The organism is Halomicrococcus pelagicus (assembly GCF_051917725.1).
In the GTDB taxonomy this organism is placed as follows: domain Archaea; phylum Halobacteriota; class Halobacteria; order Halobacteriales; family Haladaptataceae; genus Halomicrococcus.
In genome coordinates this window covers 79802-100995 of sequence record NZ_JBQBLX010000002.1, presented here as the reverse complement: position 1 = coordinate 100995, position 21194 = coordinate 79802, and the positions used below count along the sequence as shown (strand labels likewise).

At 67.7% G+C, this 21194-nt stretch carries 25 protein-coding genes; 14 read left to right on the top strand and 11 right to left on the bottom strand.

The window, feature by feature from the left end; translation table 11 throughout:
• The first annotated feature begins 71 nt into the window (after window positions 1–71).
• Both pyrE and ACTF4R_RS05270 read left to right on the top strand, forming a co-directional pair.
• Entirely contained in the window at window positions 72–617 is a 546-nt protein-coding gene (gene pyrE / locus ACTF4R_RS05275) for an orotate phosphoribosyltransferase (protein ID WP_440006844.1), read from the top strand.
• A gap of 55 nt (window positions 618–672) precedes the next feature.
• The gene (locus ACTF4R_RS05270) at window positions 673–1194 is read left to right on the top strand and encodes an NUDIX domain-containing protein (protein WP_440006842.1); all 522 of its coding nucleotides are present in this window, start codon (window positions 673–675) and stop codon (window positions 1192–1194) included.
• Window positions 1195–1211: 17 nt separating this feature from the next.
• Here ACTF4R_RS05270 and ACTF4R_RS05265 read toward each other — a convergent pair whose 3' ends face one another.
• The gene (locus ACTF4R_RS05265) at window positions 1212–2480 is read right to left on the bottom strand and encodes a TiaS agmantine-binding domain-containing protein (RefSeq protein ID WP_440006840.1); all 1269 of its coding nucleotides are present in this window, start codon (window positions 2478–2480) and stop codon (window positions 1212–1214) included.
• A gap of 144 nt (window positions 2481–2624) precedes the next feature.
• On the opposite strand from ACTF4R_RS05265, the gene ACTF4R_RS05260 reads away from it, so the two are divergent.
• Window positions 2625–3572, top strand: a complete 948-nt coding sequence (locus ACTF4R_RS05260) for a transcriptional regulator (protein ID WP_440006838.1) — start codon at window positions 2625–2627, stop codon at window positions 3570–3572.
• Between the two features lie 48 nt (window positions 3573–3620).
• Here the strand turns inward: ACTF4R_RS05260 and ACTF4R_RS05255 are convergent, their stop codons facing one another.
• Together ACTF4R_RS05255 and ACTF4R_RS05250 are read right to left on the bottom strand one after the other, a co-directional pair.
• Entirely contained in the window at window positions 3621–3770 is a 150-nt protein-coding gene (locus tag ACTF4R_RS05255; protein ID WP_440006837.1) for a hypothetical protein, read from the bottom strand.
• A 338-nt stretch (window positions 3771–4108) separates the two neighbouring features.
• A complete protein-coding gene (locus ACTF4R_RS05250) occupies window positions 4109–4366 on the bottom strand; it encodes a glutathione S-transferase N-terminal domain-containing protein (RefSeq protein WP_440006835.1) in 258 nt (85 codons plus the stop codon).
• Between the two features lie 158 nt (window positions 4367–4524).
• On the opposite strand from ACTF4R_RS05250, the gene ACTF4R_RS05245 reads away from it, so the two are divergent.
• Both ACTF4R_RS05245 and ACTF4R_RS05240 read left to right on the top strand, forming a co-directional pair.
• The gene (locus tag ACTF4R_RS05245) at window positions 4525–5142 is read left to right on the top strand and encodes a DUF502 domain-containing protein (RefSeq protein WP_440006833.1); all 618 of its coding nucleotides are present in this window, start codon (window positions 4525–4527) and stop codon (window positions 5140–5142) included.
• A gap of 91 nt (window positions 5143–5233) precedes the next feature.
• A complete protein-coding gene (locus tag ACTF4R_RS05240; RefSeq protein WP_440006831.1) occupies window positions 5234–5629 on the top strand; it encodes a DUF6276 family protein in 396 nt (131 codons plus the stop codon).
• Window positions 5630–5674: 45 nt separating this feature from the next.
• Here the strand turns inward: ACTF4R_RS05240 and prf1 are convergent, their stop codons facing one another.
• Window positions 5675–6919 (bottom strand): peptide chain release factor aRF-1, encoded by a 1245-nt coding sequence (gene prf1, locus ACTF4R_RS05235; protein WP_440006829.1) that lies wholly within the window; start codon window positions 6917–6919, stop codon window positions 5675–5677.
• 93 nt (window positions 6920–7012) lie between these two features.
• Window positions 7013–7504 carry a hypothetical protein gene (locus ACTF4R_RS05230; protein ID WP_440006827.1) on the bottom strand — a complete coding sequence of 164 codons (492 nt, stop codon included), beginning with the start codon at window positions 7502–7504 and terminating at the stop codon, window positions 7013–7015.
• Between the two features lie 318 nt (window positions 7505–7822).
• On the opposite strand from ACTF4R_RS05230, the gene ACTF4R_RS05225 reads away from it, so the two are divergent.
• Window positions 7823–8614 carry an electron transfer flavoprotein subunit beta/FixA family protein gene (locus ACTF4R_RS05225; RefSeq protein ID WP_440006826.1) on the top strand — a complete coding sequence of 264 codons (792 nt, stop codon included), beginning with the start codon at window positions 7823–7825 and terminating at the stop codon, window positions 8612–8614.
• The gene (locus ACTF4R_RS05220; protein WP_440006824.1) at window positions 8611–9564 is read left to right on the top strand and encodes an electron transfer flavoprotein subunit alpha/FixB family protein; all 954 of its coding nucleotides are present in this window, start codon (window positions 8611–8613) and stop codon (window positions 9562–9564) included. The genes ACTF4R_RS05225 and ACTF4R_RS05220 overlap by 4 nt, the downstream gene beginning before the upstream one ends.
• 54 nt (window positions 9565–9618) lie before the next feature.
• On the opposite strand, the gene ACTF4R_RS05215 is transcribed toward ACTF4R_RS05220, so the two are convergent.
• On the bottom strand, window positions 9619–10275 hold the full coding sequence (locus ACTF4R_RS05215) for a helix-turn-helix domain-containing protein (RefSeq protein WP_440006823.1): 657 nt from the start codon (window positions 10273–10275) through the stop codon (window positions 9619–9621).
• Window positions 10276–10371: 96 nt separating this feature from the next.
• Here ACTF4R_RS05215 and ACTF4R_RS05210 point away from each other — a divergent pair, with 96 nt between their 5' ends.
• A complete protein-coding gene (locus ACTF4R_RS05210) occupies window positions 10372–11112 on the top strand; it encodes an NADH-quinone oxidoreductase subunit B (RefSeq protein ID WP_440006821.1) in 741 nt (246 codons plus the stop codon).
• Between the two features lie 53 nt (window positions 11113–11165).
• The gene (locus ACTF4R_RS05205) at window positions 11166–12008 is read left to right on the top strand and encodes a polyprenyl synthetase family protein (protein WP_440006820.1); all 843 of its coding nucleotides are present in this window, start codon (window positions 11166–11168) and stop codon (window positions 12006–12008) included.
• Window positions 12009–12021: 13 nt separating this feature from the next.
• Here ACTF4R_RS05205 and ACTF4R_RS05200 read toward each other — a convergent pair whose 3' ends face one another.
• Entirely contained in the window at window positions 12022–13116 is a 1095-nt protein-coding gene (locus tag ACTF4R_RS05200) for a DUF373 family protein (RefSeq protein WP_440006818.1), read from the bottom strand.
• Between the two features lie 132 nt (window positions 13117–13248).
• Between ACTF4R_RS05200 and ACTF4R_RS05195 the strand changes: the two genes are divergently transcribed.
• Window positions 13249–13857, top strand: coding sequence for an IMPACT family protein (locus tag ACTF4R_RS05195; RefSeq protein ID WP_440006816.1), 609 nt, complete (start codon window positions 13249–13251; stop codon window positions 13855–13857).
• A gap of 51 nt (window positions 13858–13908) precedes the next feature.
• On the opposite strand, the gene ACTF4R_RS05190 is transcribed toward ACTF4R_RS05195, so the two are convergent.
• The 3 genes from ACTF4R_RS05190 to ACTF4R_RS05180 all read right to left on the bottom strand — a co-directional run bounded on the left by ACTF4R_RS05190 (window position 13909) and on the right by ACTF4R_RS05180 (window position 16379).
• Window positions 13909–15099, bottom strand: coding sequence for an inorganic phosphate transporter (locus ACTF4R_RS05190; RefSeq protein WP_440006815.1), 1191 nt, complete (start codon window positions 15097–15099; stop codon window positions 13909–13911).
• A 75-nt stretch (window positions 15100–15174) separates the two neighbouring features.
• Window positions 15175–15861 carry a DUF5828 family protein gene (locus ACTF4R_RS05185; protein ID WP_433628725.1) on the bottom strand — a complete coding sequence of 229 codons (687 nt, stop codon included), beginning with the start codon at window positions 15859–15861 and terminating at the stop codon, window positions 15175–15177.
• Between the two features lie 152 nt (window positions 15862–16013).
• Window positions 16014–16379 carry a DUF7347 domain-containing protein gene (locus ACTF4R_RS05180; protein ID WP_440006813.1) on the bottom strand — a complete coding sequence of 122 codons (366 nt, stop codon included), beginning with the start codon at window positions 16377–16379 and terminating at the stop codon, window positions 16014–16016.
• A gap of 109 nt (window positions 16380–16488) precedes the next feature.
• Here ACTF4R_RS05180 and ACTF4R_RS05175 point away from each other — a divergent pair, with 109 nt between their 5' ends.
• Entirely contained in the window at window positions 16489–17787 is a 1299-nt protein-coding gene (locus tag ACTF4R_RS05175) for an MFS transporter (RefSeq protein ID WP_440006811.1), read from the top strand.
• Between the two features lies 1 nt (window position 17788).
• Here ACTF4R_RS05175 and ACTF4R_RS05170 read toward each other — a convergent pair whose 3' ends face one another.
• Window positions 17789–18079, bottom strand: a complete 291-nt coding sequence (locus ACTF4R_RS05170) for a DUF8007 family protein (protein ID WP_440006809.1) — start codon at window positions 18077–18079, stop codon at window positions 17789–17791.
• Between the two features lie 143 nt (window positions 18080–18222).
• Between ACTF4R_RS05170 and ahaH the strand changes: the two genes are divergently transcribed.
• From ahaH to ACTF4R_RS05155, 3 genes are all read left to right on the top strand, one after another.
• Window positions 18223–18555, top strand: coding sequence for an ATP synthase archaeal subunit H (gene ahaH, locus ACTF4R_RS05165; RefSeq protein ID WP_440006808.1), 333 nt, complete (start codon window positions 18223–18225; stop codon window positions 18553–18555).
• Window positions 18542–20716, top strand: a complete 2175-nt coding sequence (locus tag ACTF4R_RS05160; RefSeq protein ID WP_440006806.1) for a V-type ATP synthase subunit I — start codon at window positions 18542–18544, stop codon at window positions 20714–20716. The genes ahaH and ACTF4R_RS05160 overlap by 14 nt, the downstream gene beginning before the upstream one ends.
• Before the next feature lie 202 nt (window positions 20717–20918).
• A complete protein-coding gene (locus tag ACTF4R_RS05155; RefSeq protein WP_440006804.1) occupies window positions 20919–21185 on the top strand; it encodes a F0F1 ATP synthase subunit C in 267 nt (88 codons plus the stop codon).
• The last annotated feature ends 9 nt before the right edge of the window (window positions 21186–21194 follow it).

The following is a 21194-nucleotide window of genomic DNA, read 5'->3' as shown; positions in this document are numbered from 1 at the left end:
TTTTCCTGCTTTGCTCCCTTCTCCGACGCCAACCGTCCCGTTTATACCGCTCCGCGAACCCATCCCGGGTAATGACGAACGAGGAACTCATCGCGGCGCTCCGGGACGTGGACGCCGTCAGGTTCGGCGAGTTCGAACTCTCGCACGGCGGTACCAGCGACTACTACGTCGACAAGTACCTCTTCGAAACCGACCCCCACTGTCTCGAACTCGTCGCGGAGGCGTTCGCCGAACGCCTCGCCGACCTCGGCGCGAGCGAGACGAAACTCGCGGGCGTGGCGCTGGGCGCGGTCCCGCTCGTGGCCGTGACGAGCGTCGAGACCGGCAGCCCCTACGTCATCGCGCGCAAACAGCAGAAGGAGTACGGCACCGCGAACCTCATCGAGGGTCGACTCGACGAGGGCGAGGAGGTCGTCGTCCTCGAAGACATTGCCACGACTGGCCAGAGTGCGGTCGACGCAGTGGCGGCGCTCCGGGACGCCGGGGCGGTGGTGAACCGCGTGCTGGTGGTCGTCGACCGCGAGGAGGGCGGCCGGGAGAACCTCGCCGAGCACGACGTGGAACTGGAGGCGCTGCTTTCCGCCTCCGAACTGCTGGCCGACGAGTCGAGCGAGTAAGAAGGTCCCGCGGGAGCGCAACCGTTTTGCCCGGATGCCGAGAGGCTCCGGACAGATGGTCTCCCGCCCCGCCGACTACTGTCCCTATTGTGGCACGGAACTGACGACGACCGACGTCGAGGGCAACGAACACTTCCTCTGTCGCGACTGCGACCGCGTCGTCTGGCACAACCCGGTCCCCTGCGCGAGCGTCGCGGTCGTGGACGACGACGCGGTGTTGCTCGTCCGACGCGCCGCCGAACCCGGCGTCGGCGACTGGACGGTCCCCGGCGGCCACCTGGAGCGCGCCGAACCCCCGGCCGTGGGCGCGGCCCGCGAACTCGAGGAGGAGAGCGGCCTGTCGGTCGCTCCCGACGACCTCTCGCTGTTCGACGCTCGGAGTCTCGACCCCCACGACGGCAAGCACGTCGTCTCTATCGGGTTCGTCGTCGCTCGCGAGCGAACGACCGGCAGCGTCACCGCGGGGTCGGACGCCAGCGACGCCCGATTCTGGACGCCGACGGCGTTCGAGCGGGCAGACGAACCGTTCCGGGAGCGCCAGCGCGAGCGCTTCGAGTCGGCTCCGGACGCTCTGTAGCGAGCGCCGGAGGCCGGTCAGCGCTCCGGATGGGTCGGCGCGTCGAACCCGCCGCGGACGAGGGGTTTCGCGACGTGTCGCCGCGCCTCCGGCGGCACCTCGTACCAGCCGACGTCGAGGTCGCGCTCGACCGTCCGCTCGACCTTCCCGTCCGCCGTCGTCCCGCAGTCCCGGCAGCGGTAACCCTGGTTCGCTCCGGCGCTCTTCATCGAGCGCCCGCAGTCGGGGCAGTCCGGCGTGACGCGCTCGGTCGCGTCGAGGTCCCGGACCGCGAACTTCTCCAGTTTGAGCGTCCCCGAGGAGACCTCGCCGCAGGCCGTCACGCGGTCGCCGGGCCGGAGCGCCCGGACGCGGTCGCGGAACCGCTTCGTCGGCTCGAAGGCGGCACAGCGGAGTTCGTCGTCTCCGTCGGCCAGGCGGAAGAAGACGTGGCCGCCGCGGCGCGTCTCGGGAGCGGTGGCGACCGTCCCGTCGACGCGGTACGCACCACTGTCCGCGACCGCCGCGAGCGAGGCGTCCCGGAGGTGGGCGTCCGTGCCCTGGTTCGTCACGAACAGGGCGGTGCGCTCGACGGGTTCGCTCTCGACGCGCTCGGCGACGCCTCGAACTGCGTCCGGGTCGTCGCCCCGGATGCCGTGGAGGATGGGGCCGGGCGCGTGGGGGACACAGACCGCCTCGCCGGAACCGCGGTCCACGGTGTCCCACGCGAGGGGGTAGGCGTCGTCGGCAGCCGCGAACAGCGACTCCCGGTCGACCTCGCGGGGCGTCCCCCGTCGCTCCGGTTCGCGGTAGGAGATGTGCTCGTAGGTCCACTCCGCGAAGGCGGCCCACGCGCCCACGGCGGCGAGCGCGCCGATCTTCCCGCGGCCGTTCTTCCAGCCCGCGTGGCGGTAGCCCGCCGCCTCGATGCGGCGCTCGGCCGCCTTCCGCGAGAGCAGGTCCCGGACGGCATCGCGAGCGAAGTCGGCGACTGCGTCGGGGGCGGCCTCGGGTGCGTGGTCGGCGACGACCAGTCCGGGGTTCGTCCGGGGGTCGTCCGTCTCCGCGGCGGCGGCGAGTTCCTCGCGGGCGAGGGCGAAGGCCGTCTCGGCGTCGACGTCGGTGTGAACCGCGAGCGCGGCGTTCCCCCGCGTCTTGTGCTCGACGGCGGGGTTCAGGCGGACGAGCAGCAGGCGCTCCACCTCGCCGCCGGCCGCGCGCAGTCGCTCTGCGACCCGGGTAGCCAGGTAAGTCGTGCACATCCCGCGCTCGCGGGAGTCGGTGTCGTCGACGCCGATTACGGTCACGGTGGGTCGTAGCGGTGTGGCGAACTAACGGCTTTCGGACCCTCAACGATATATGAAACTGTCCCCGCCGAGGCCTGGAATCGCAAGCAGGCGGAAGTTCCGCCTGGCGCAACGTATTTATATGGGAACCACTTACTTTTCACCATGTCCCGCTCCGCACTGGTCGGAAACGTGACCGCGATGCTCGAAGACGCGGGTTTCGTGGTCAGCGACCGGTGTGCCGTTCGGCCCAAGAGCTTCGACGTCGCGGCGCGTCGCGGGCCGGACCTGCTGCTGTTGAAGATTCTCGGCAACGTCGACGCGTTCGACGCCGAGACAGGAATGGAGATGCGACGACTCGGGACGTATCTCGACGGCACGCCAGTCGTCGTCGGTCTACGGACCCGCGACCAGGACCTCGAACCGGGCGTAGTGTACTTCCGACACGGCGTCCCGGTGCTGTCGCCCGATACGGCCATGGACCTCTTCGTCGAGGGAATCCCGCCGCTGGTGTACGCAGCGCCGGGCGGCCTCTACGTCAACATCGACGGCGAGATACTGAAAGACGAACGCGAGGAACGCGGCTGGAGCCTCGGCCAACTCGCGTCCGAACTCGGCGTCTCCCGTCGCACCGTCTCGAAGTACGAGGACGGGATGAACGCCAGCGTCGAAGTGGCGCTCGAACTCGAAGAGATGTTCGAGCGCGACCTCACAAGCCCGGTGGACGTGCTCGAGGGCGCGGACGAGGTCAACGACGAACCCGACCCCGACGAACCGGATGCCCAGCCGGACGACGAGCACATGGTGACGGTGCTCACCCGCGTCGGGTTCACCGTCCACCCGACGACCCGAGCGCCGTTCAAGACCGTCAGCGAGGACGACCGCGAGGACCGCGTCCTCACCAGCCACTCGACGTTCAACGAGACGGCCGAGAAACGCGCCCGCATCATGAGTTCGATAAGTCGCGTCGCGAGGACGCACTCGGTCTACTTCGTCGACGAGACGCGCCGCGAGACCGTCGAGGGAACGGCGCTGGTCGAGCGCGAGGAGGTAGAAGACATCGACGACGCCGACGAACTCCAGAAGATCATCCGGGAACGCGCCGAAGCGTAATCCGCCCGTCGTCGACGGCCCTCTTTCTCTCGCCCGCCAGAAGTAGAACTACGTCGTCGCTCTTCTCCCATCTGTCTTCCTAGTCCTCTCCGCCTTCGCCGCCTTCGCCGCCTTCGCCACCCTCCCCACCTTCTCCGCCTTCGCCGCCTTCTCCACCTTCTCCGCCTTCGCCACCGCCACCTTCGCCACCTTCTCCACCCTCGCCTCCGCCGGGGAAGGAACAGCCTGCCAGTCCGGCGATCGAGAGGCTAGCGAGGTACGAGAATCGTCGGCGAGTGGTGCGTACCATGAACGAGGCGACGCGCGGCACGCACCTAAAGAGGGTGGCCGACGGGGGGTAGTCACCCGAACTGTACGGGAGACGGAGGCACCAGGGTCACACGGCGTGGTCGTATTGGGCGAGCGATACTGTCTGGCGAGCGGTACGGTCGTTTGGCGGACGATGCTGGCTGCAGTCTCGCGGAACCGACGTTTCGTCGTACCCGATTCGACGTGATTGTTTCAGTTATCTCTACGCGTTAATATCTGAAGCGCTTTTAACCCTCGCGCTGGCCGTACGTCTCTTCGAGGTACGCGACGATGTCGTCGCTCTCGGGCATCCCGTCGACGCCGTGGTCGTGGTCCACCAGCACCGGGACCCCCGTCTGGCCGCTTATCTCCTCGACTTCGGTCCGCTCTTGGTGCGCACGCGGAACGAAGTGGGAGTCGTACTCCAGGCCGAGCTCGTCGAGTTTGTCCGTGACCTTCGTGCAGAACGGACACCCTTCGAGTTCGTACAGTTCGATGCTTGACACACCGTGCGATAGGGAACAGCGAGACAAGAGTGTGATGGTGACGGCAGAGGCCGCTCCTGAAACCCGAACGTTCGACGCGGGCGGTCGAGAGGCGCACCTTCGATAACGACCGAACTTGCAACTGGTTTATGTTCCTGCAATGGATTGGTAGGCGTAAAATGTCCTCGTGGAAGCGCGACGCGGCGAGCGGTCTCATCGTGCTGGCCCCCCTGCTCGTCACGGCCTACATCGTCGCCTGGTTGTACTTTCAGATAGCAAAGATACCGTTCCCGGCCGAGCTGAAGAGCTACCAGCGGGTTCTGATCACGCTGGTCGTGTTCACGACGCTCGTGTTCAGCGTCGGCTACCTGATGCGGACGACCGTCGGGAGTTTCGTCGAGAACACCATCGACGGCATGATGAACCGGCTTCCCGGCCTCCGGGTGGTGTACAACGCTTCGAAGATGGCCGCCGAGACGGCGCTCTCGGACACCAACCAGCTCCAGAAACCCGTCAAGCTCGAGACGTGGAACGGCCTCCGGATGACCGCGTTCAAGACCGGGAAGATGACCGACGACGGCCGCGAGGTGCTCTTTCTCCCGACCGCGCCGAACATCACGACGGGATTCGTCATCGAGGTCGAACCGGACCAGTTCACCGAGACGGACGAGAGCGTCGAGGACGCGTTGACGCGCATCCTCAGCGCCGGATTCGGCGAGAACAACGACAGCGGTATCCACATCGACGTACAGGAGGAGAGCGACGAGAACCGTCGTGAGACGCCGCCGCCGACGTGATTCGAAGGCCCGTCGTCGCCAGTCCAGGTCGTCGCGCCGACGACTCCGCCGTAACTACCACACTTTTGAGGCTTCCGACCGTTGTACCGGTATGGAGTGTCCCGAATGTGGCGACGAAGCGCTCCCGTTCGTCGTCCCGCCCGAACTCCGCGAACACGTTCCGTCGTCACCGGAGTCGGTGGCCATCTGCCCCACGTGTCTCTCCCTCGAACCGTCCGAGAACGGAGGCACCGAACTCACCGACTTCTCGACGGTCAGCGACGCCCTCCCCGACGACCGCGAGACGGCGGCCGCGATGGTGCTCGCGACGGCGCTCATGTCGTCGCTCGCGCGCAACCGCCAGCACATCGAGGCCCTGTTCGACCACGTCGAGGCGACCGGGGTCGACCCGCTGCTCGTGCTCGACCGTCTCGCCGACGACCCCGACCTCCGACCGCCGTTCAACATCGACCGGCGGCGAGAGCAGTTGCTCCAGTTGCGCGACTGACGGAGAAGCCGTCGAGAGGAGAAGCGACGAACGGAGACGGGCCGTCTAGACGCCCGTGGAGTACCGCAGGATGCCGGCGACGCCGCCGAAGGCGTTCAGAAGCTGTTCGCCCTTCTCGAAGTCCGTTGAGATGAACTTGGTCTCGGTGCCGCGCTGGTCGGCGATGTTCATCAGGTACTCGATGGCGTCCTCGCGCTCCTCGGCTTCGACGCTCGACCCGTCCTCGCAGGTGTGTTCCGGGGTGTCGGCGCGTCGGTCGACGAACTCGTACTCCTCCTTGTCGCCGCAGTCGTAGACGACCACGTCCTTGCGGAGGTCCTCGGAGATGAGCAGGCGGTCGACCGACCCCATCACGAGGTTCTTCCGGGTCGGCTCGAACCCGTAGGTCGCGAGACCGCCCTCGTTGAGTTCCTTGAAGAACTCCTCCATCTCGGACTTGTCCTTCATCACCTCGGCGTCCGCGAGCACTTCCTGGGCGGCGTCGACGAGGTCGTAGAGGCCGGACTCGTCGGTGTAGGCAATGTCGAACTTGCCGAGCACCATGTCCTGGAGTTCGTGGTGGAGGTAGTCGCCGTCGAGGAACTCGTCTTTCGTCGGGGAGGGACCGCCGACGAGCACCCCGTCCAGGTCGTGGCGCTCGGGAACGAACAGGTCGTTGGCCATCCCCGCGACTTCCTGGTAGAAGTTGTCGATGGCTTCGAGGCGCAGGCGGGCGAAACGCTGGGCGGACTGACCACCTTTGCGCTGCTTGCCCGGCACGAGCGAGGAGGCGGACTTGACGGGTTCGACGCGCTTGCCCTTCAGCCAACCGACGTTGGCCTCGCGGCGGTCGAGGACGACGAGACCGTACAGCCCCTTGTCCCCGAGCATCTCCTCCAGCGGTTCCGTGAGGAACGCCGAATCGCAGTGGTAGCGGAACGACTGGATGGGCTCCGGCGGGTCCTCCAGCACCTTCGTTATCATGTCGGTCTGGCCGCCGCCGGTGTCGATGGCCCCGCTGAAGATGACCAGACCGTTGTCCGGCGGAAACGTGTCGTAGTAGCGCAACCGGTCCTTGATGGAGGTCAGCGCGTCCTGCACGTTCGTCCGCGTCTGCTTGGACTTGATGTTGCTCGCCTCGCTGTGCTCCTGGGTGACGTGCTGAACGACGCTACTTACCTGTTTGTCCGGCGGGATGTAGATGGTGACGAGCTGGGTCCCCGAGCCCTCGTACTCGCGGAGGTCCTCGATGACCTTCTGGAACTCGTACTTTTTCCTGTCGGACGGTTCGCCCTCCTCCTGCTGGCTCATTACCCACAACTAGCCGCTCCAGTCGGTAAGTAAGCTTTGACCTCGCATCCGAGAGCGTTCGGGCAGAAAACGGGACGCGAAGAAGGGGACGGTTCAGCGTCGGTACGCGATGGCGAACACCGCACCCAGAACGACGCCGTACAGCAGGTGACCGCCGAGGCTCGCGACGTCGAGGTTCGGCACGGGGGGAGCGTCGAGTCCGACGGCGCCCATCCAGAGCGGCATCACGACGGCCGCGGCGACGAACCACAGCACCGCGCCGTACGCCGCGCCGAGACCGACGTCGGCGGACGTGTCGCCGGCGTATCTCCGGAGACCGGTTCCGGTGAGGAGGCCGGCGAACACGAGCGCGAAGACGACGCTGTTGAAGAGGTGCGCGACCCACCCCCACGCGAGACCCTCGAGACCGTACAGCGACGCGACCACCGGTAACATCCCCATCGACTGGAGGAGTCCGCCGAACGCGACGCCGCCGACGACGCCGGCGACGACCGCGCTGGACATCGCCCGGCGGTTGACGAACTCGCGTCCGCGTACTATTTCTGTGGACGATTCTACGGACGACTCTTCGGCTGTTTGTGCCATGAGCTATATACGCCACGGTCGAACGTATAGGTTTCCGCAGATAATGGGCAGAAAGGCGGAGTAGCGGCTACAGAAGTCGCTATCTCTGGGGATTAGGAAATGACGGACGTTACGCATTTACCGGGGTCAGAGTTATCCCCGGCGACGGTCGCGGCCTCGGTTCGACGACGCCGACTCGGGTTCCGAACGACGCTCTGGCCGTCCGCGGCGACGTGGGCCGCGGGATTCGACGTTTGCGGTGGGAGTGCTCGAACAACTGAACGCTCCCCGTCCGATGTTTCGAAAACGTTTACCACCTGAACGGGGAAGCAAACAACCATGAAGGTCCTGGTAACGGTGAAGGAAGTCGCCGAACTCGCGGACGACTTCGAGATCGAGGGGACCGAGGTGGCCGACCGCTACCTCGAGTACGACCTGAACGAGTGGGACGACTACGCCGTCGAAGAGGGCGTCCAGTTGAGCGAGGAGGGCATCGCCGACGAGGTCGTGGCCGTCACCATCGGTCCCGAGCGCTCCGAGGAGACCATCCGGATGGCGCTCGCGAAGGGGGCCGACCGCGCGGTCCGCATCTGGGACGACGCACTCGAGGGGACCGACCTGCTCGACGTCGAGACCAAGGCCGACATCTTCGCCGCCGTCGTCGAAGAGGAGGACCCCGACCTCGTGCTGACCGGCGTCCAGGCGGGCGACGACGCCTTCGGCGCGACCGGCGTCTCGCTGGCCGACTCCATCGGCTACGAGTGGGCGGCCGTCGTGAACAGCCTCGACCTGGACGCGGACGAGGGCGTCGCGCACGTCCACCGCGAACTGGAGGGCGGCGTCGAGGAACTCACCGACGTCGAACTGCCGGCCGTGCTCACCATCCAGACCGGTATCAACGAACCGCGGTACGCCAGCCTGCGCGGCATCCGGCAGGCCCAGAGCAAGGAGATAGCGCCGAAGAGCCTCGACGACCTCGGTCTCGACGGTGAGGCGGCCGAGAGCAACCTGGCCCTGACGGCCATGTACGAACCCGAGAGCGAGAGCGACGCCCGGATCTTCGAGGGGAGCGCCGAGGAGACCGCCGGGAAACTCGCTGACGTCCTCCGCGAGAAGGGGGTGGCAGAATGACCGCCGTTCTCGCCGTCGCCGACCACCGCCGCGGCGAACTGCGCGACGAGAGCTTCGAGGTCGTCTCCGCCGGCCGCGACCTGGCCGACGACATCGACGGCGACCTTCACGTCGCCGTCGTCTCCGGCGAGGTGGAGTCGTTCGCCGACTCCCTGAACCGCAAGGGCGTCGACCACGTCCACACGGTCGACTACGGCGAGGAGTTCAACCACGACGTCTACGCGCAGGCCGTCGAGGCGCTGTACGCCGACCTCGACCCGACCGTCGTCCTGACGCCCAACAGCGTCAACGGCCTGGACTACGCGCCCGCCGTGGCGAACGCGCTGGACCTCCCGGTGGTCACCGACGTCGTCGACGTCGAGTACGACGACACGCTCGTCGCCACCCGCGAGATGTACGGTTCGAAGGTCGAGACGACCATCGAGGTCGACGGCGACAGCTTCGTCGTCACGACCCGGGGCGGCGAGTGGCCGCAGGCCGAGGGCGTCGGCGAGGCCGAAATCTCGTCGTTCGACTTCGAACCGGACGAGTCGGCCGTCCGCTCGACCGTCACTGGCTTCGAGGAGGTCGGCGGCGGCGACGTCGACATCAGCGAGGCCGACTTCCTCGTCAGCATCGGCCGCGGTATCGAGGAGGAGGAGAACCTCTCGCTCATCGAGGACCTCGTCGAGGCGACGGACGCGACGCTGTCCTCCTCGCGTCCCATCGTCGACAACGGCTGGCTGCCGAAGAACCGGCAGGTCGGCCAGTCCGGCAAGGTCGTCACGCCGGACGTCTACCTCGCCATCGGTATCTCCGGCGCGGTCCAGCACGTCGCCGGGATGAAGGGCAGCGACACCATCGTCGCCATCAACACCGACCCGAACGCCCCCATCTTCGACATCGCCGACTACGGCATCGTCGGCGACCTGTTCGAGGTCGTGCCGGAACTCATCGACGAGTTCCAGTGAGGTTCCTCGTCCCCGAGTGAGGAACCCGAACGAGCGGGTCTTTTTGCTCCGCTGTCAGAGCGACTCTCCGACTGCTTCGTACACCAGCGTCGCCTCCGCTTTCCGGAGGTGTTCCGAGGCGGTCCCGGGCGAGCAGTCCAGTCGCTCCGCGACGTCCGCCACGGTTCCCCGACGCGGCACCTCGTAGTATCCTGCCTCGACCGCAGCGCCGAGCGCGTCCCGCTGGCGGTCCGTGAGTCCGTCGACAGCAGGGGTGTCGTCGTACTCGCCTGCGCGGTCGAGTTCGACCTGGATGCCGTCCGGAATCGCGTCGACGGCCGCACGGAGGTCCGCCGGACTGCCGACGAGGGTGAACCGGACGCGACCCTCGTCGAGGTACTCGAGCGGCGACGCGAGGACGAGGCTACCCTGCGAGACCGCGTCGACCAGTTGCTTCCCGACGCCGTCCGCCACGTCGTCGACGTACGCGTAGAACGCCTCGTCGTCGATGGGTGTGACGGTGTAGTTCACGACGGAGTCTACGTCTGCTAACGCGTCGACGTACGCCTCGCGGTCCCCCTCGACGTAGAAGAGGAGCGTGTTCGTCCCGTTGCTGGCGGTGTTCCAGTGGAGCATCCGGTAGTCCTCGACGGCGTCGGTCTCGTTTGCGAACCGGTGCATGGGGTGGATGGTCGTCGTCGAGTGAGCGAGGGTTAGCCGGAGGTACTTCACGGTCTTCGTCGCTCGTTTCGGGAGGTAGCTTAAAAATATCCTAGTGGGTACGGCAGAACCGGCTTTCGAACTCGGCGGCAACCCACCGGTAGAGCCATGGGAGACGACGTACGGAACCAGACAGCGGGGACGAACGGCGACGCGACGACCGAAGACGCGACGGCGAGACGGGACGCGATAAGCGAGATCCGCGGGGACCGGAGGGGCCCGGGTGTCGACGACCGCTTCAACTCGCGGCTCCGCGAGGCGTTCGGCTCGTCGCCGTTCATCCTCACGAAACTGGACGCGTTCATGAACTGGGTCCGGGGGTCGTCGATGTTCCTCCTCCAGTTCGGCATCGCCTGCTGTGCGATGGAGATGATGCACACCTTCGGCGTGAAACACGACCTCGACCGCTTCGGGTCGGGGGTGCCGCGGGCGTCGCCGCGCCAGGCCGACGTGATGATCGTCCCGGGGACCATCGTCGCCAAGTTCGGCCCGCGCCTGAAGCGAATCTACGACCAGATGCCCGAGCCGAAGTTCGTCGTCAACATGGGCTCGTGCGCCATCAGCGGCGGGCCCTTCCAGGAGGGATACAGCGTCGTCGAGGGCGCAGAAGAGATAGTCCCGGTCGACATCCACGTGCCGGGCTGTCCGCCTCGCCCCGAGGCGCTCGTGTACGGCGTCGTCAAGCTCCAGGAGCGCGTCGCTAACGGCGAAAGCAGTCCCGTGACGGTCAAACCGTACGAACTGGAGCAGTTCGGCGACCTCGAACGCGACGAGATGGTCGAGACGCTCGCCGACCAGGTCGACGAAGAGACGCTCGTCATGCGCTACGACTGGCGCGAGTCGCCGTAGCGACGCTCGGAACCCGTCACGTATTTGCGTCCCCCGTCCCGAGGCTTCGACGAATGGAGTACCTCGAGGCCCGGCGGAAGCTCGTCGAGGACCGTCTGGAGACGGTCGTCGACCGAGTCGAGCCTGCGGAACTCTCCGACCGGCTGGCACACACCGCGCTCTCCGGGGGCAAGCGCGTGCGGCCGACGGTGGCGATGCTCGTCTGCGAGGCGGCGGGCGGCGACGCCGAGGACGCCGTCGACTTCGGCGTCGGCATCGAACTCGTCCACGACGCCTCGCTCGTCGTCGACGACATCATCGACCGCTCGGACGTGCGCCGCGGCACGAAGAGCGCGTGGGCGGAGTACGGCTACGGCCCCGCCATCGTCGGCAGCGACGGCATGCTCGGCGAGGCGTTCGGCCTGTTCTCGCCGGACCCGCGCGCGATGGAGGTGGTCGCCGAGGCGATGGTCGAACTCGGGCAGGGCGAGGCGTCGGAACTCGTCGACCGACCGACGAACCAGGCCGAGTACATGGAACTGGCCCGCCGGAAGACGGGTGCGCTCTTTCGCGCCGCCGCGGAACTCGGGGCGATAGCCGCCGACGCCGACGCCGCCACGATAGAGGCGTTCGGCGAGTACGCGGAGAAGGTCGGGGTCGCCTTCCAGATACGGGACGACGTGCTCGACGCCACCGCGGACCCCGCCGAACTCGGGAAGCCGACGGGCCAGGACGCGGAGGTCGGCCGACCGTCGATCGTCGAGGTGACCGACCTCGACGCCGAGGAGGCGAACGAACTGGCCCACGAACAGTCCGACGCCGCGCTCGCCGCATTGGACCGCATCGGCGTCTCCGACTCGGAGGCGGTGGACCTGCTGCGGGACTTCGCGGCGTTCGTCGTCACGCGAGAACGCTGACGGTCGACTCTCCTCAACTCACGCGCGCCTGGCCCGACCGCGAGAACCGCGACTCGGCGATGGCGAACACGAGCGTACTGATAAGCCCGAGCAGCGTGCCCGCCGTCAACATCCCGGCGAGGTACTCGAGCGACACCTCGTTGAGGAAGTAGGCGCTGACCGCGTGGAGCACGCCGCCGATGGCGAGCACGTAGAACGGCGCGTTGAGGTAGCGCCACCGGAACTGGTCGGCGAGGTACTCGTCGGTGATCTGGCCGAGGCTCGACGTGATGCCGGCCGCGGTGAACCACGTGACGGCGCCGTACATCAGCGACGCCAGCACCCGTATCGCGCCGATGTCGCCGCTGTAGTGGTTCTGGACCGACTCCAGGGTTTCGACGCCGCTGACGCCGCCGACGACCAGCAGCGCGGCGGCGACGACGTAGGTGATGAGCGTCACCCGGCCGGCGTACAGTCCGTTCCGGGCCGTCTCCGCGAGGCGGTCGAACGTCCGCTCCAGGCCGAGGCCACGGAAGAGGGCGTACAGCCCCAGCAGTGCGGAGGTACCGCCGAAGACGGTCCCCGGCAGGCCGACCCAGTCGGCGACGATGGCCAGGGGATAGATGAGCAACAGGATGCCCAGCGGGACGAGGATGGTTCCGCGCGTCTCCGGGTCGTTGAGCACCTGCTTGATGGTGTAGTACATCGACTCCAGGTCCTGTGCCTGCCGGACGACCACCCGGCGCACGCCGTCGACGGGCACCCGCGAGCGGATGACGGGGATGACGCTCTCGTCCTGTGCGCCGTCGGTCACGATGACCGCGTTGACCTCCTCGCTGGTGGTGAGACCCGCGAGCACGGTGTCGACCTCCTCGCCGACCTCCCGGTTCGCGCTGACGTCGTCGCCCTCGTTGCCGGTGACCACCGCCACTTCGACGCTCTCCTCGGCGTCGATGCGGTCGTACAGGTGGACGCCCTCGAAGATGACGTTCACGTCGCTGTCTTCCGGGTCGGCGGTCGCCAGCGCGACGGCCGCGTCCTCGACGGCGTCCCGCCCGACGACGGGCGTGTCGAACGACGTCTTCCGTCCGAGGTCGTCGTCGAGGTCCACGCACAGGACCAGCAGCATTGCGGGCAACTACGTAGTGCGTGCTTAACTCTTTTCGGGACCGCTCGGGCGGCGCTCGAAGACGCGGCGGAGACCGGACTCCGCCCGGTCCGAATCCGGGGCTTTTCGGGGGTGGGCAGCGAACCGCCGACGATGGCCGGGCAGACGTACCGGACGATAGCGGGACGCGGGGAGGCGGCGTTCGAGGTTCGCGGCTCGGAGTTCCTCGGCTACGCCGCCCCCGCCGACACCGCGTCGGCGGCCGAGGCGTTCGTCGCCGAGGTGGAGGAGCGCCATCCGGACGCGACGCACAACGTCCCCGCCTACCGGGTGCGTGCGGACCCGTTCCGGGAGTACTCCAGCGACGCGGGCGAACCGTCCGGGAGCGCGGGAAAGCCGGCGCTGAACGTCCTCCAGCAGCGCGACCTCGAGAACGTCGTCGTCGTCGTGACCCGGTACTACGGCGGGACGAACCTCGGCGTCGGCGGACTGGCGCGGTCGTACTCACAGGCCGTCAAGGAAGCGGTCGACGACGCGGGGGTCGTCGAGGAGCGTCCCCACGAGCGCGTCACCGTCGCCGTCGAGTACGACGACTCGGGGACGGTGCGAGGGATTCTCGAAAGCGAAGGCGCGGAGTTCGACGCGGAGTACGGTGAGGACGTCCGGTTCGCCGTCCGGATTCCGGTCGAAGTGGCGGACGACCTCCGTGACCGTCTCCGCAGCGCGACGAGCGGCCGAGCCGAGATTCGAGACGGCGAGTGAGTTCCCTCCGGTCGAGTTCCCCCGAGCGTCGGCGGTGACCGCGACGGGGAGTCATCCGACGACCGAGCTGATGAGGGCGAATATGCCGTATCCGGCGCCGAACGCGATGGCGAGCGAGGCGATCCACGCGAGCACGGTGAACAGCATCTTCCGACCGCTGACGCCACCGTCGCTGGCGGCGTACCCGCTACCGACGATGGCGCTGACGATTATCTCGTTGAACGAGACGGGGATGCCGAAGAAGACGGCGCTCTGGGCGATGGCGAACGAGGGGATGAGCGCGGCGATGGAGCGGCGCGGCCCGAGCGCCGAGTAGTCCTGCGCCAGCGCCTTTATCATCCGCGGCGCGCCGGTCCACGAGCCGGCGAGGAGGCCGAGGCCGCCGCCGACCAGGACCGCAGTCAACGGAATCGAGAACGGGTCGAGCAGCGGGAGCAGCGGGCCGATAGCCAGTCCGACCTGGCTCCCACCCGCGGAGAACGCGACCAAGCCGCCGAGCGCGAGCAGGAACCGACGCTGCCCTCGCATCCGGTCGGTGACGAGTTGCCGACGGAGCAGCGCCGCGATGCCGGCGGTGACGACGAGCGAGGTCAACAGCGCGCCGGCGTCGATACCGGCGACGGCCGGCAGGGAGAGTTCGTTCCCGACCGCCACGGACAGCGACGCGCTCTCTCCCGGCGGTCCGAACATGACGAACTCGATGTTGGCGACGATGAGTCCGACGAGGCCGCCCAGGAGCGGGATGGCGACGCGCTCGGCGACGTTCTCGCTCCGGAGGAAGCGCGCGGTGGCGTACGCCGCGCCGCCGCCGACGAACGGCGTCGCCACCCACAGCGCCGCTATCTGCTGGTACTTGCTCCACGCCGGCGTGCCGCCGAGTGCGAGTCCGACTCCCACGATGGCACCCGTGACGGTGAACGCGGTGGCGATGGGATACCCGGTGAACACGCCGATAGCCACGAGGCCGGCGGCGGTGAGCAGGCCGGTCGTCGCCGCCAGCGGCGACAACTGGACGTTACGAATCAGTTCGCGGCCGACCGCTTCCGAGACGTTCGCTCCCTGCAGGGTCGCGCCGAGAAAGCCGAGGATGCCGACCAGAAAGCCCGCACGCATCACCGACACCGCGTTCGCGCCGACAGCGGGAGCGAACGGGGTCGACCCGCTCGACCCGGCGCCGATGGCCCACGCCATGAAGAAACTCGCGACGCCGGCGACGACCAGAGTCAGCAGCGAACCACTCATGCCCAGCGATTTCCGTTCTCGGGCCAATAGTGTACCGGAAGGAGGGCGCGAAACCGAGGTCGGCCCGCGACGGCATCAGGTCGTGTCGAACTTCCCCTCGCCGCCGTTCCGGGGCGCGTCGACCCCCTCGGCGGCCTCGACGTTCTCCGTCTCCTTCTCGGCGTCGACGTGCCAGCGGTCGATCTCGTCCTCGTAGTCGGCGAGCCGGTCGGAGACCTCCTCCTTCAGTTCGTCGTCGTTGACGTTCACCTCGAAGATGAACCGCTCCTCGCCGCCGTTGCGGTTCGTCTGCTGGATGTTGGCGCTGACGAGTTCGTTGTCGAAGTAGTACGGCGCGAGCTGCGTCATCACGTTCTGGTAGACGGTGTCCTCGACGCGCCGGATGGCCTTCCGACTCGCGGAGTCGGCGGCCCGGGCGACGTAGTTCACCGAGTCCTGCCAGCGGTCGACCGCGCCTTCAGTGTCGTCGTCTTCGAGCTTCTCGTACGACTCCGTGAGCTTCTCGCCCGCGGTCTTCAGGTCCTCGTCCGGAGATTCGCCCTCCTGTTCGCCTTTCCCCTCGCCGACGTGGGCCTGCTCGGCGGTTTTCTCGGCTACGTCCTCGCCCAAGCGCTCGTGCGTCTTCGGTCGCCACTCGTCCCACTCCTCGAACGCCTCACCGGAAGCTCCCGCTTCCCGGAGCGCCTGGGTGATACGCTCGCCGTGTTCGACGATGTCCCCCCAATCACCGCGGAGCTTGAACCCGGAGATACTCTCTTCCATTCGGTCGGTGGAGCAGTATGGTTTCGACGGATATACCTCTTGTCCCCCACGCCAGCGACGTGGATTCCTCTCCTCGTCGGGAGTCTCCCGCGTCGCGGACGGTCCGGCTCTCGGTTACGACCGGACGCCCCCGTCAGACCGGGACCCCCGCCTCAGAGCCAGGACGGTCGCAGGTGGACGTGGAAGTACTTCTCGCAGTCGTCGTCGCCGCAGACGGGGCAGGCGTCGTCCGGGGGTGGGCTCCCGCCGTCGCCCGCGGTCGCGGCGGCGTCCACGTCGCCCGCGGCGATGACCCGCGAACCGGCGTGCCCGAGTTCGTACCCGCCGTCCGTCTCGCGCACGAAGTACGAACAGAGCTTCGTGAGGTGGTAGTTGAACTTCCCCGTGTCCCGGACGCCGACGCGTTCGCGCAGTTCGGTGAAAGAGAGCGGGCCGTCCGCCTCGGCGAGTTCCCGGAGCGTCGCCATCCGAATCTCGTTCCCGAGCACTTCGAGGGCGTCGGTCGCGTCGTCCGCCATGCGGTCGTGTCGGCCGGCCGCCATCTTCAATCTGCCGAGAAGTATAAATGTTCCTACAGAACTGGCGTTCACGGAACGCTCAAGACCGCTTCGGTCGTCGGACGGGGACGTGACATCCACCGACTCTCGGGCGACCGACCTCTCCGCGCGAGCCGCCGAACTGGTGCCCGACGCGGTCGCCCGTCGACTGGCCGTGCTGGGGAACCCCGGCTTCCGGCGACTGCTCGTCGGCCGCGGCGTCAGCAAGTTCGGTGACGGCCTCTACTCGGTCGCGGCGATGTGGCTCGTCTACGACCTCACCGGCTCGACGGCCTACACCGGCCTCGCGGGGATGCTCACCCGCGCCCCCGGCGCGTTCAAGCTTCTCGCCGGACCGCTCGTCGACCGGGCGCGACTCGGACGCGTGCTCACCCTCTCGGAGGTGGCCCAGTGTCTGGTCGTGCTCGCGGTCCCGCTCGCGGCCGCGCTCGGCCACCTGTCCGTCGCGGTCGTCCTCGCAGCGATGCCGCTGCTGGCGCTGTGCAACCTCTTCGCCGGCCCGGCCCAGACCGCCGCCCTGCCGCGACTCGTCGACGAGGACCGCATGGTTCGGGCGAACTCGGTCGCCTCCATCGTCTCGAAGAGCGTCGACGCCACGTCGCGTGCGGTGGCCGGCGCGCTCGTCGCGGTCGCCGGCGGCGTCGCGGTGTACGTCGTCGACGCCGTCACCTTCGCGGTCGCGGCGCTGACGTTCGCCGTCCTCTCGGTGCCGGCCCGCACTCCGCCGGACGACGACCTCGCGCTCGGAAGCTACCTCGCCGACCTCCGGGGCGGCCTCGCCCTTCTCGCCGACTCCCTCGCCGGGCGGATGCTGGTCGCCAGCCTGTTCGCGAACTTCCTCACCGGCGTCGCGCTGGCGGTCCTGCCGGCATTCGCCGCCACGCTCGGCGGTCCGGCGACGTACGGCCTGCTGCTCGCGGGGACGACGGTCGGCGTGCTCGTCGGCTCCGTCGCCGCCTCGGCGGTCGACGGGCTACCGATGGGGTACACCACCGTCGTCGGCTTCGTCGCCTCCAGCGCGCTCTGGACCGGCGCGGTCGCCGTTCCCGGTGTCGTGGCGACGGTCGCGCTGTTCGCGGCGTCGCGCGTCCCGCTCGGCGTCTACAACGTCTCCGCGATGGCGACCGTCCAGACGGGCGTCCCGGACGACCTGCTCGGCCGGGTCTCCGCGGCCATCGGCAGCGCGACGAGCGTCGTGATGCCCGCCGGAATGCTGCTCGGCGGCCTGGCCGGCGAGCGGTTCGGCAGCGAGGCGGTGATGCTACTCGGCGGCCTGGGCACCGCGCTGGCGGCCGCCTACTGGTTCGCCGTCCCCTCGCTGCGACGGTTCGGCTCGCCGACCGCCGTGACCTCGGGCGAGTTCGGCTGAGCTATCGACCGTACGCGACCCGGCGAGCGAAGTCGTCGAGGCGGTCTTTCACGCGCCCCAGTAGCTCGACGTGGCGGCTGGCCGTTCGCAGCTCCGACTCCCGGAGTTCGATGCGCGCGTCGCCGTAGGGGTCGCGGCCTGCTCCGTCGCCCGCCGCGTCCACGACCGACGACAACCCGCAGCGACCGCAGGCCTCGGTGCGCTTCGCTCCCGCTCCGTCGTCCGCCGCATCGGCGGCCTCGGCGTCCCCACCACGCCCGGTTCGTTCGTCTCCGGGTTGGCCGTCGTCCATGCACCGTCGTAGGGTCGCTGGCGTGTTATACGTTTTCGTGTGACGAAACGGGATCCCCGGTTCGCGAGCGACCAGCGGGCTCGGGAAGCGGTTCCGCAAGTAGTTTATAGCCGCTAGCGCAACCTTCCGCTTGATTACAGCATATGCCGAGGCCAGAGGTTCTCGAACGAGTCAAGGAGGCCGAAAGCGAGGCTGACGAGATCGTTGTCGAGGCCGAGGAGGACCGCGAGGAGCGGATCTCCGAGGCTCGCCAGCGCGCGGAGCAGATCCGCGAGGAAGCCGAGGCGGAGGCCGCCGAACTGGAGGAACAGCGTCTGGCGGAGGCGCGCGAGGAAATCGAGACCGAGCGCGAGGAGATTCTCGCCGAGGGCGAACGTGAGCGCGAGGTACTCGAAGAGCGCGCCCAGGGGAACGTAGACGACGTCATCGAACACGTCGTCGACCGGTTCAGGGAGGCGGTGCATGCTCAGACCTGAACAGATGAGCAAGGTCTCGGTGACGGGATCACGGATGGTGATGGACGACGTCATCGAGGCGATTCACGACCTGAACCTCGTTCACCTCTCGAACTACGACGACTCCTGGGAGGGGTTCGAGCCGGGCAACCCCATCGAGGGGGCCAACGAGGCGTCCGACAAGCTCGTCACGGTCCGGTCCATCGAGAGCATCCTCGACGTGGAGGACGAGGACGCCGGCCGGAGCCGCATCGTCACCGACGACGCGCTCGAGGAGGAGCTGGCGGACATCCGGACGCGGGTCAACGAACTCGACGACCGCCGGAGCGACCTGGAGGGCGAGCTCCGCGAGGTCGAGGAGCGCATCGACACGATGGAGCCGTTCGCGGACCTCGGCATCGACCTCGACCTCCTGTCGGGCTACGACAGCCTGCAGGTCGCGGTCGGCGAGGGCGACGCCGACGACGTCCGCGAGCATCTCGCCGACCACGACGACGTCCGGGAGTTCGAACTGTTCACGGACGACGGGACCGTCGCCGTCTTCGCGTACCCGACGGAGGACGCCGACGCGGACGTGCTCGACGAGGCGCTCGTCGGCGTCGACTTCGCCGCCTACGAGATTCCCGACGCCTCCGGAACGCCGGAGGACCACGTCGACGAACTCCGTCACGAGCGCCAGCAGCTCGAATCGAAGCTCCACGACGCCGAGAACGAACTCGAGGACATCAAGCTCGACGCCGCGGACTTCCTGCTGGCGGCCGAGGAGAAGCTCTCCATCGAGGTCCAGAAGGCGGAAGCGCCGCTGCAGTTCGCGACGACGGACAACGCCTTCGTCGCCGAGGGCTGGATTCCGACGGAGCGCTACGGCGACCTCGAACGCGCGCTCACCGACGCCGTCGACGACCACGTCGACGTCGAGGAACTGGAGCGCGCCGACTACGAGGAGCACGGCGGCCACCACGCGCCGGTCGAACAGGCCGGCGACACCGGCGTCGCCGCCGACGGCGGCACCGCGACCATCGACGACGACAAGCCGCCGGTCGTCCAGGACAACCCCGGGCCGGTGAAGCCGTTCGAACTGCTCGTCGAGACCATCAACCGGCCGAAGTACTTCGAGTTCGACCCGACGGTCATCCTGTTCCTCACGTTCCCGCTGTTCTTCGGGTTCATGATCGGCGACCTCGGGTACGGCCTGCTGTACATGGGGCTCGGCTACTGGCTGTACAGCAGCTTCGACTCTGCGGCGTTCAAGAGCCTCGGCGGCATCGCCGTCTGGGCCGGTGCGTTCACCGCGCTGTTCGGCGTCCTGTACGGCGAGATATTCGGCCTGCACGTGCTCGGCGATGTCGTCTGGGTCGACGGACTCGGCATGAAAGGCCCGCCGATTCACAAGGGTCTCCAGCCCGCGTTCGGCGACTACGCCACCGCTTGGCTGGTGTTGAGCCTGCTGGCCGGCATCGTCCACCTCACCATCGGCTGGACGTTCGACTTCATCGAGAACCTTAGCCACGGGTTCGTCGACGCCATGCAGGAGAGCGGTTCGTGGCTGATGATGATGTTCGGCCTGTGGGCGTGGATCTTCGCGGGTGCGAACGGAAGCGCACCGGGCATCCTCGTCGGCTCCGAGAGCGTCTTCAACGGCCATCCGTTCCCGTTCGGCTTCACCGGCGTCCCGGAAGTCGCCGGTCTCGCCGGGCTGGCCGCGTTCGCGCTCGGTCTGGTGCTGCTCCTGTCGGGCGACCCCGTCGAGGGCGTCGAGTTCCTCAACGTGCTGGTGAACGTGCTGTCGTACACCCGGCTGGGAGCCGTGCTGCTGGCGAAGGCCGGCATGGCGTTCGTGGTCAACCTGCTGTTCTTCGGCGTCTACGTGACGGACGAAGGTAGCCACGCCGAGTGGCACTTCGCTATCGACCACATGCCCCACGTCGGCGACATGGTCCACGGCCACGAGGTCACCGAAATCATGTTCCCCGGCATGATCCACTCCGGGGCCGCCGGAGTGCTCGTCGGACTGCTCATCCTCGTGCTCGGTCACGCGCTGGTGCTGGCGCTCGGCGTCACGAGCGCCGGCCTGCAGGCGGTGCGTCTCGAGTACGTCGAGTTCTTCAGCAAGTTCTACGAGGGCGGCGGCGAGAAGTACGATCCGTTCGGCTACGAGCGAACGTACACGACGCAGGACTAACCGTTCGTCCTTCTTTCCCGCCGATTTTCACCGTTTTCGGCGTCCGTTTCTCGTTCCCCTTTGGTGCGTAGTATCATGATTTTTGGGATACAGTGCCCGATACCGCCGAATACGCCCGGATAGTTTGGGAAGTTTTATGACGCCTGTAGCGTGAACTTCCTCCTGTTCGGTTACGAGAGAGCCTACGGAGGACCCAAGGAAAATGTACGAATTCATATTCGCATTCGTCGACGCACTTGCACCGCTTCAGCAGCAGTTCAACCCCCAGCCGGCTATCCCGAAGGAGGCGGCCGCCGCGCTCGCGGTCGGTCTCGCCGCCCTCGGTTCGGGCTACGCGGAGCGCGGCATCGGTGCCGCGGCAGTCGGCGCTATCACGGAAGACAAGGACCTCTTCGGTACGGGCCTCATCCTGACGGTCCTGCCGGAGACGCTGGTCATCCTGGCGCTGGTTACCGTCTTCGTGGTCTAAACGCACCCC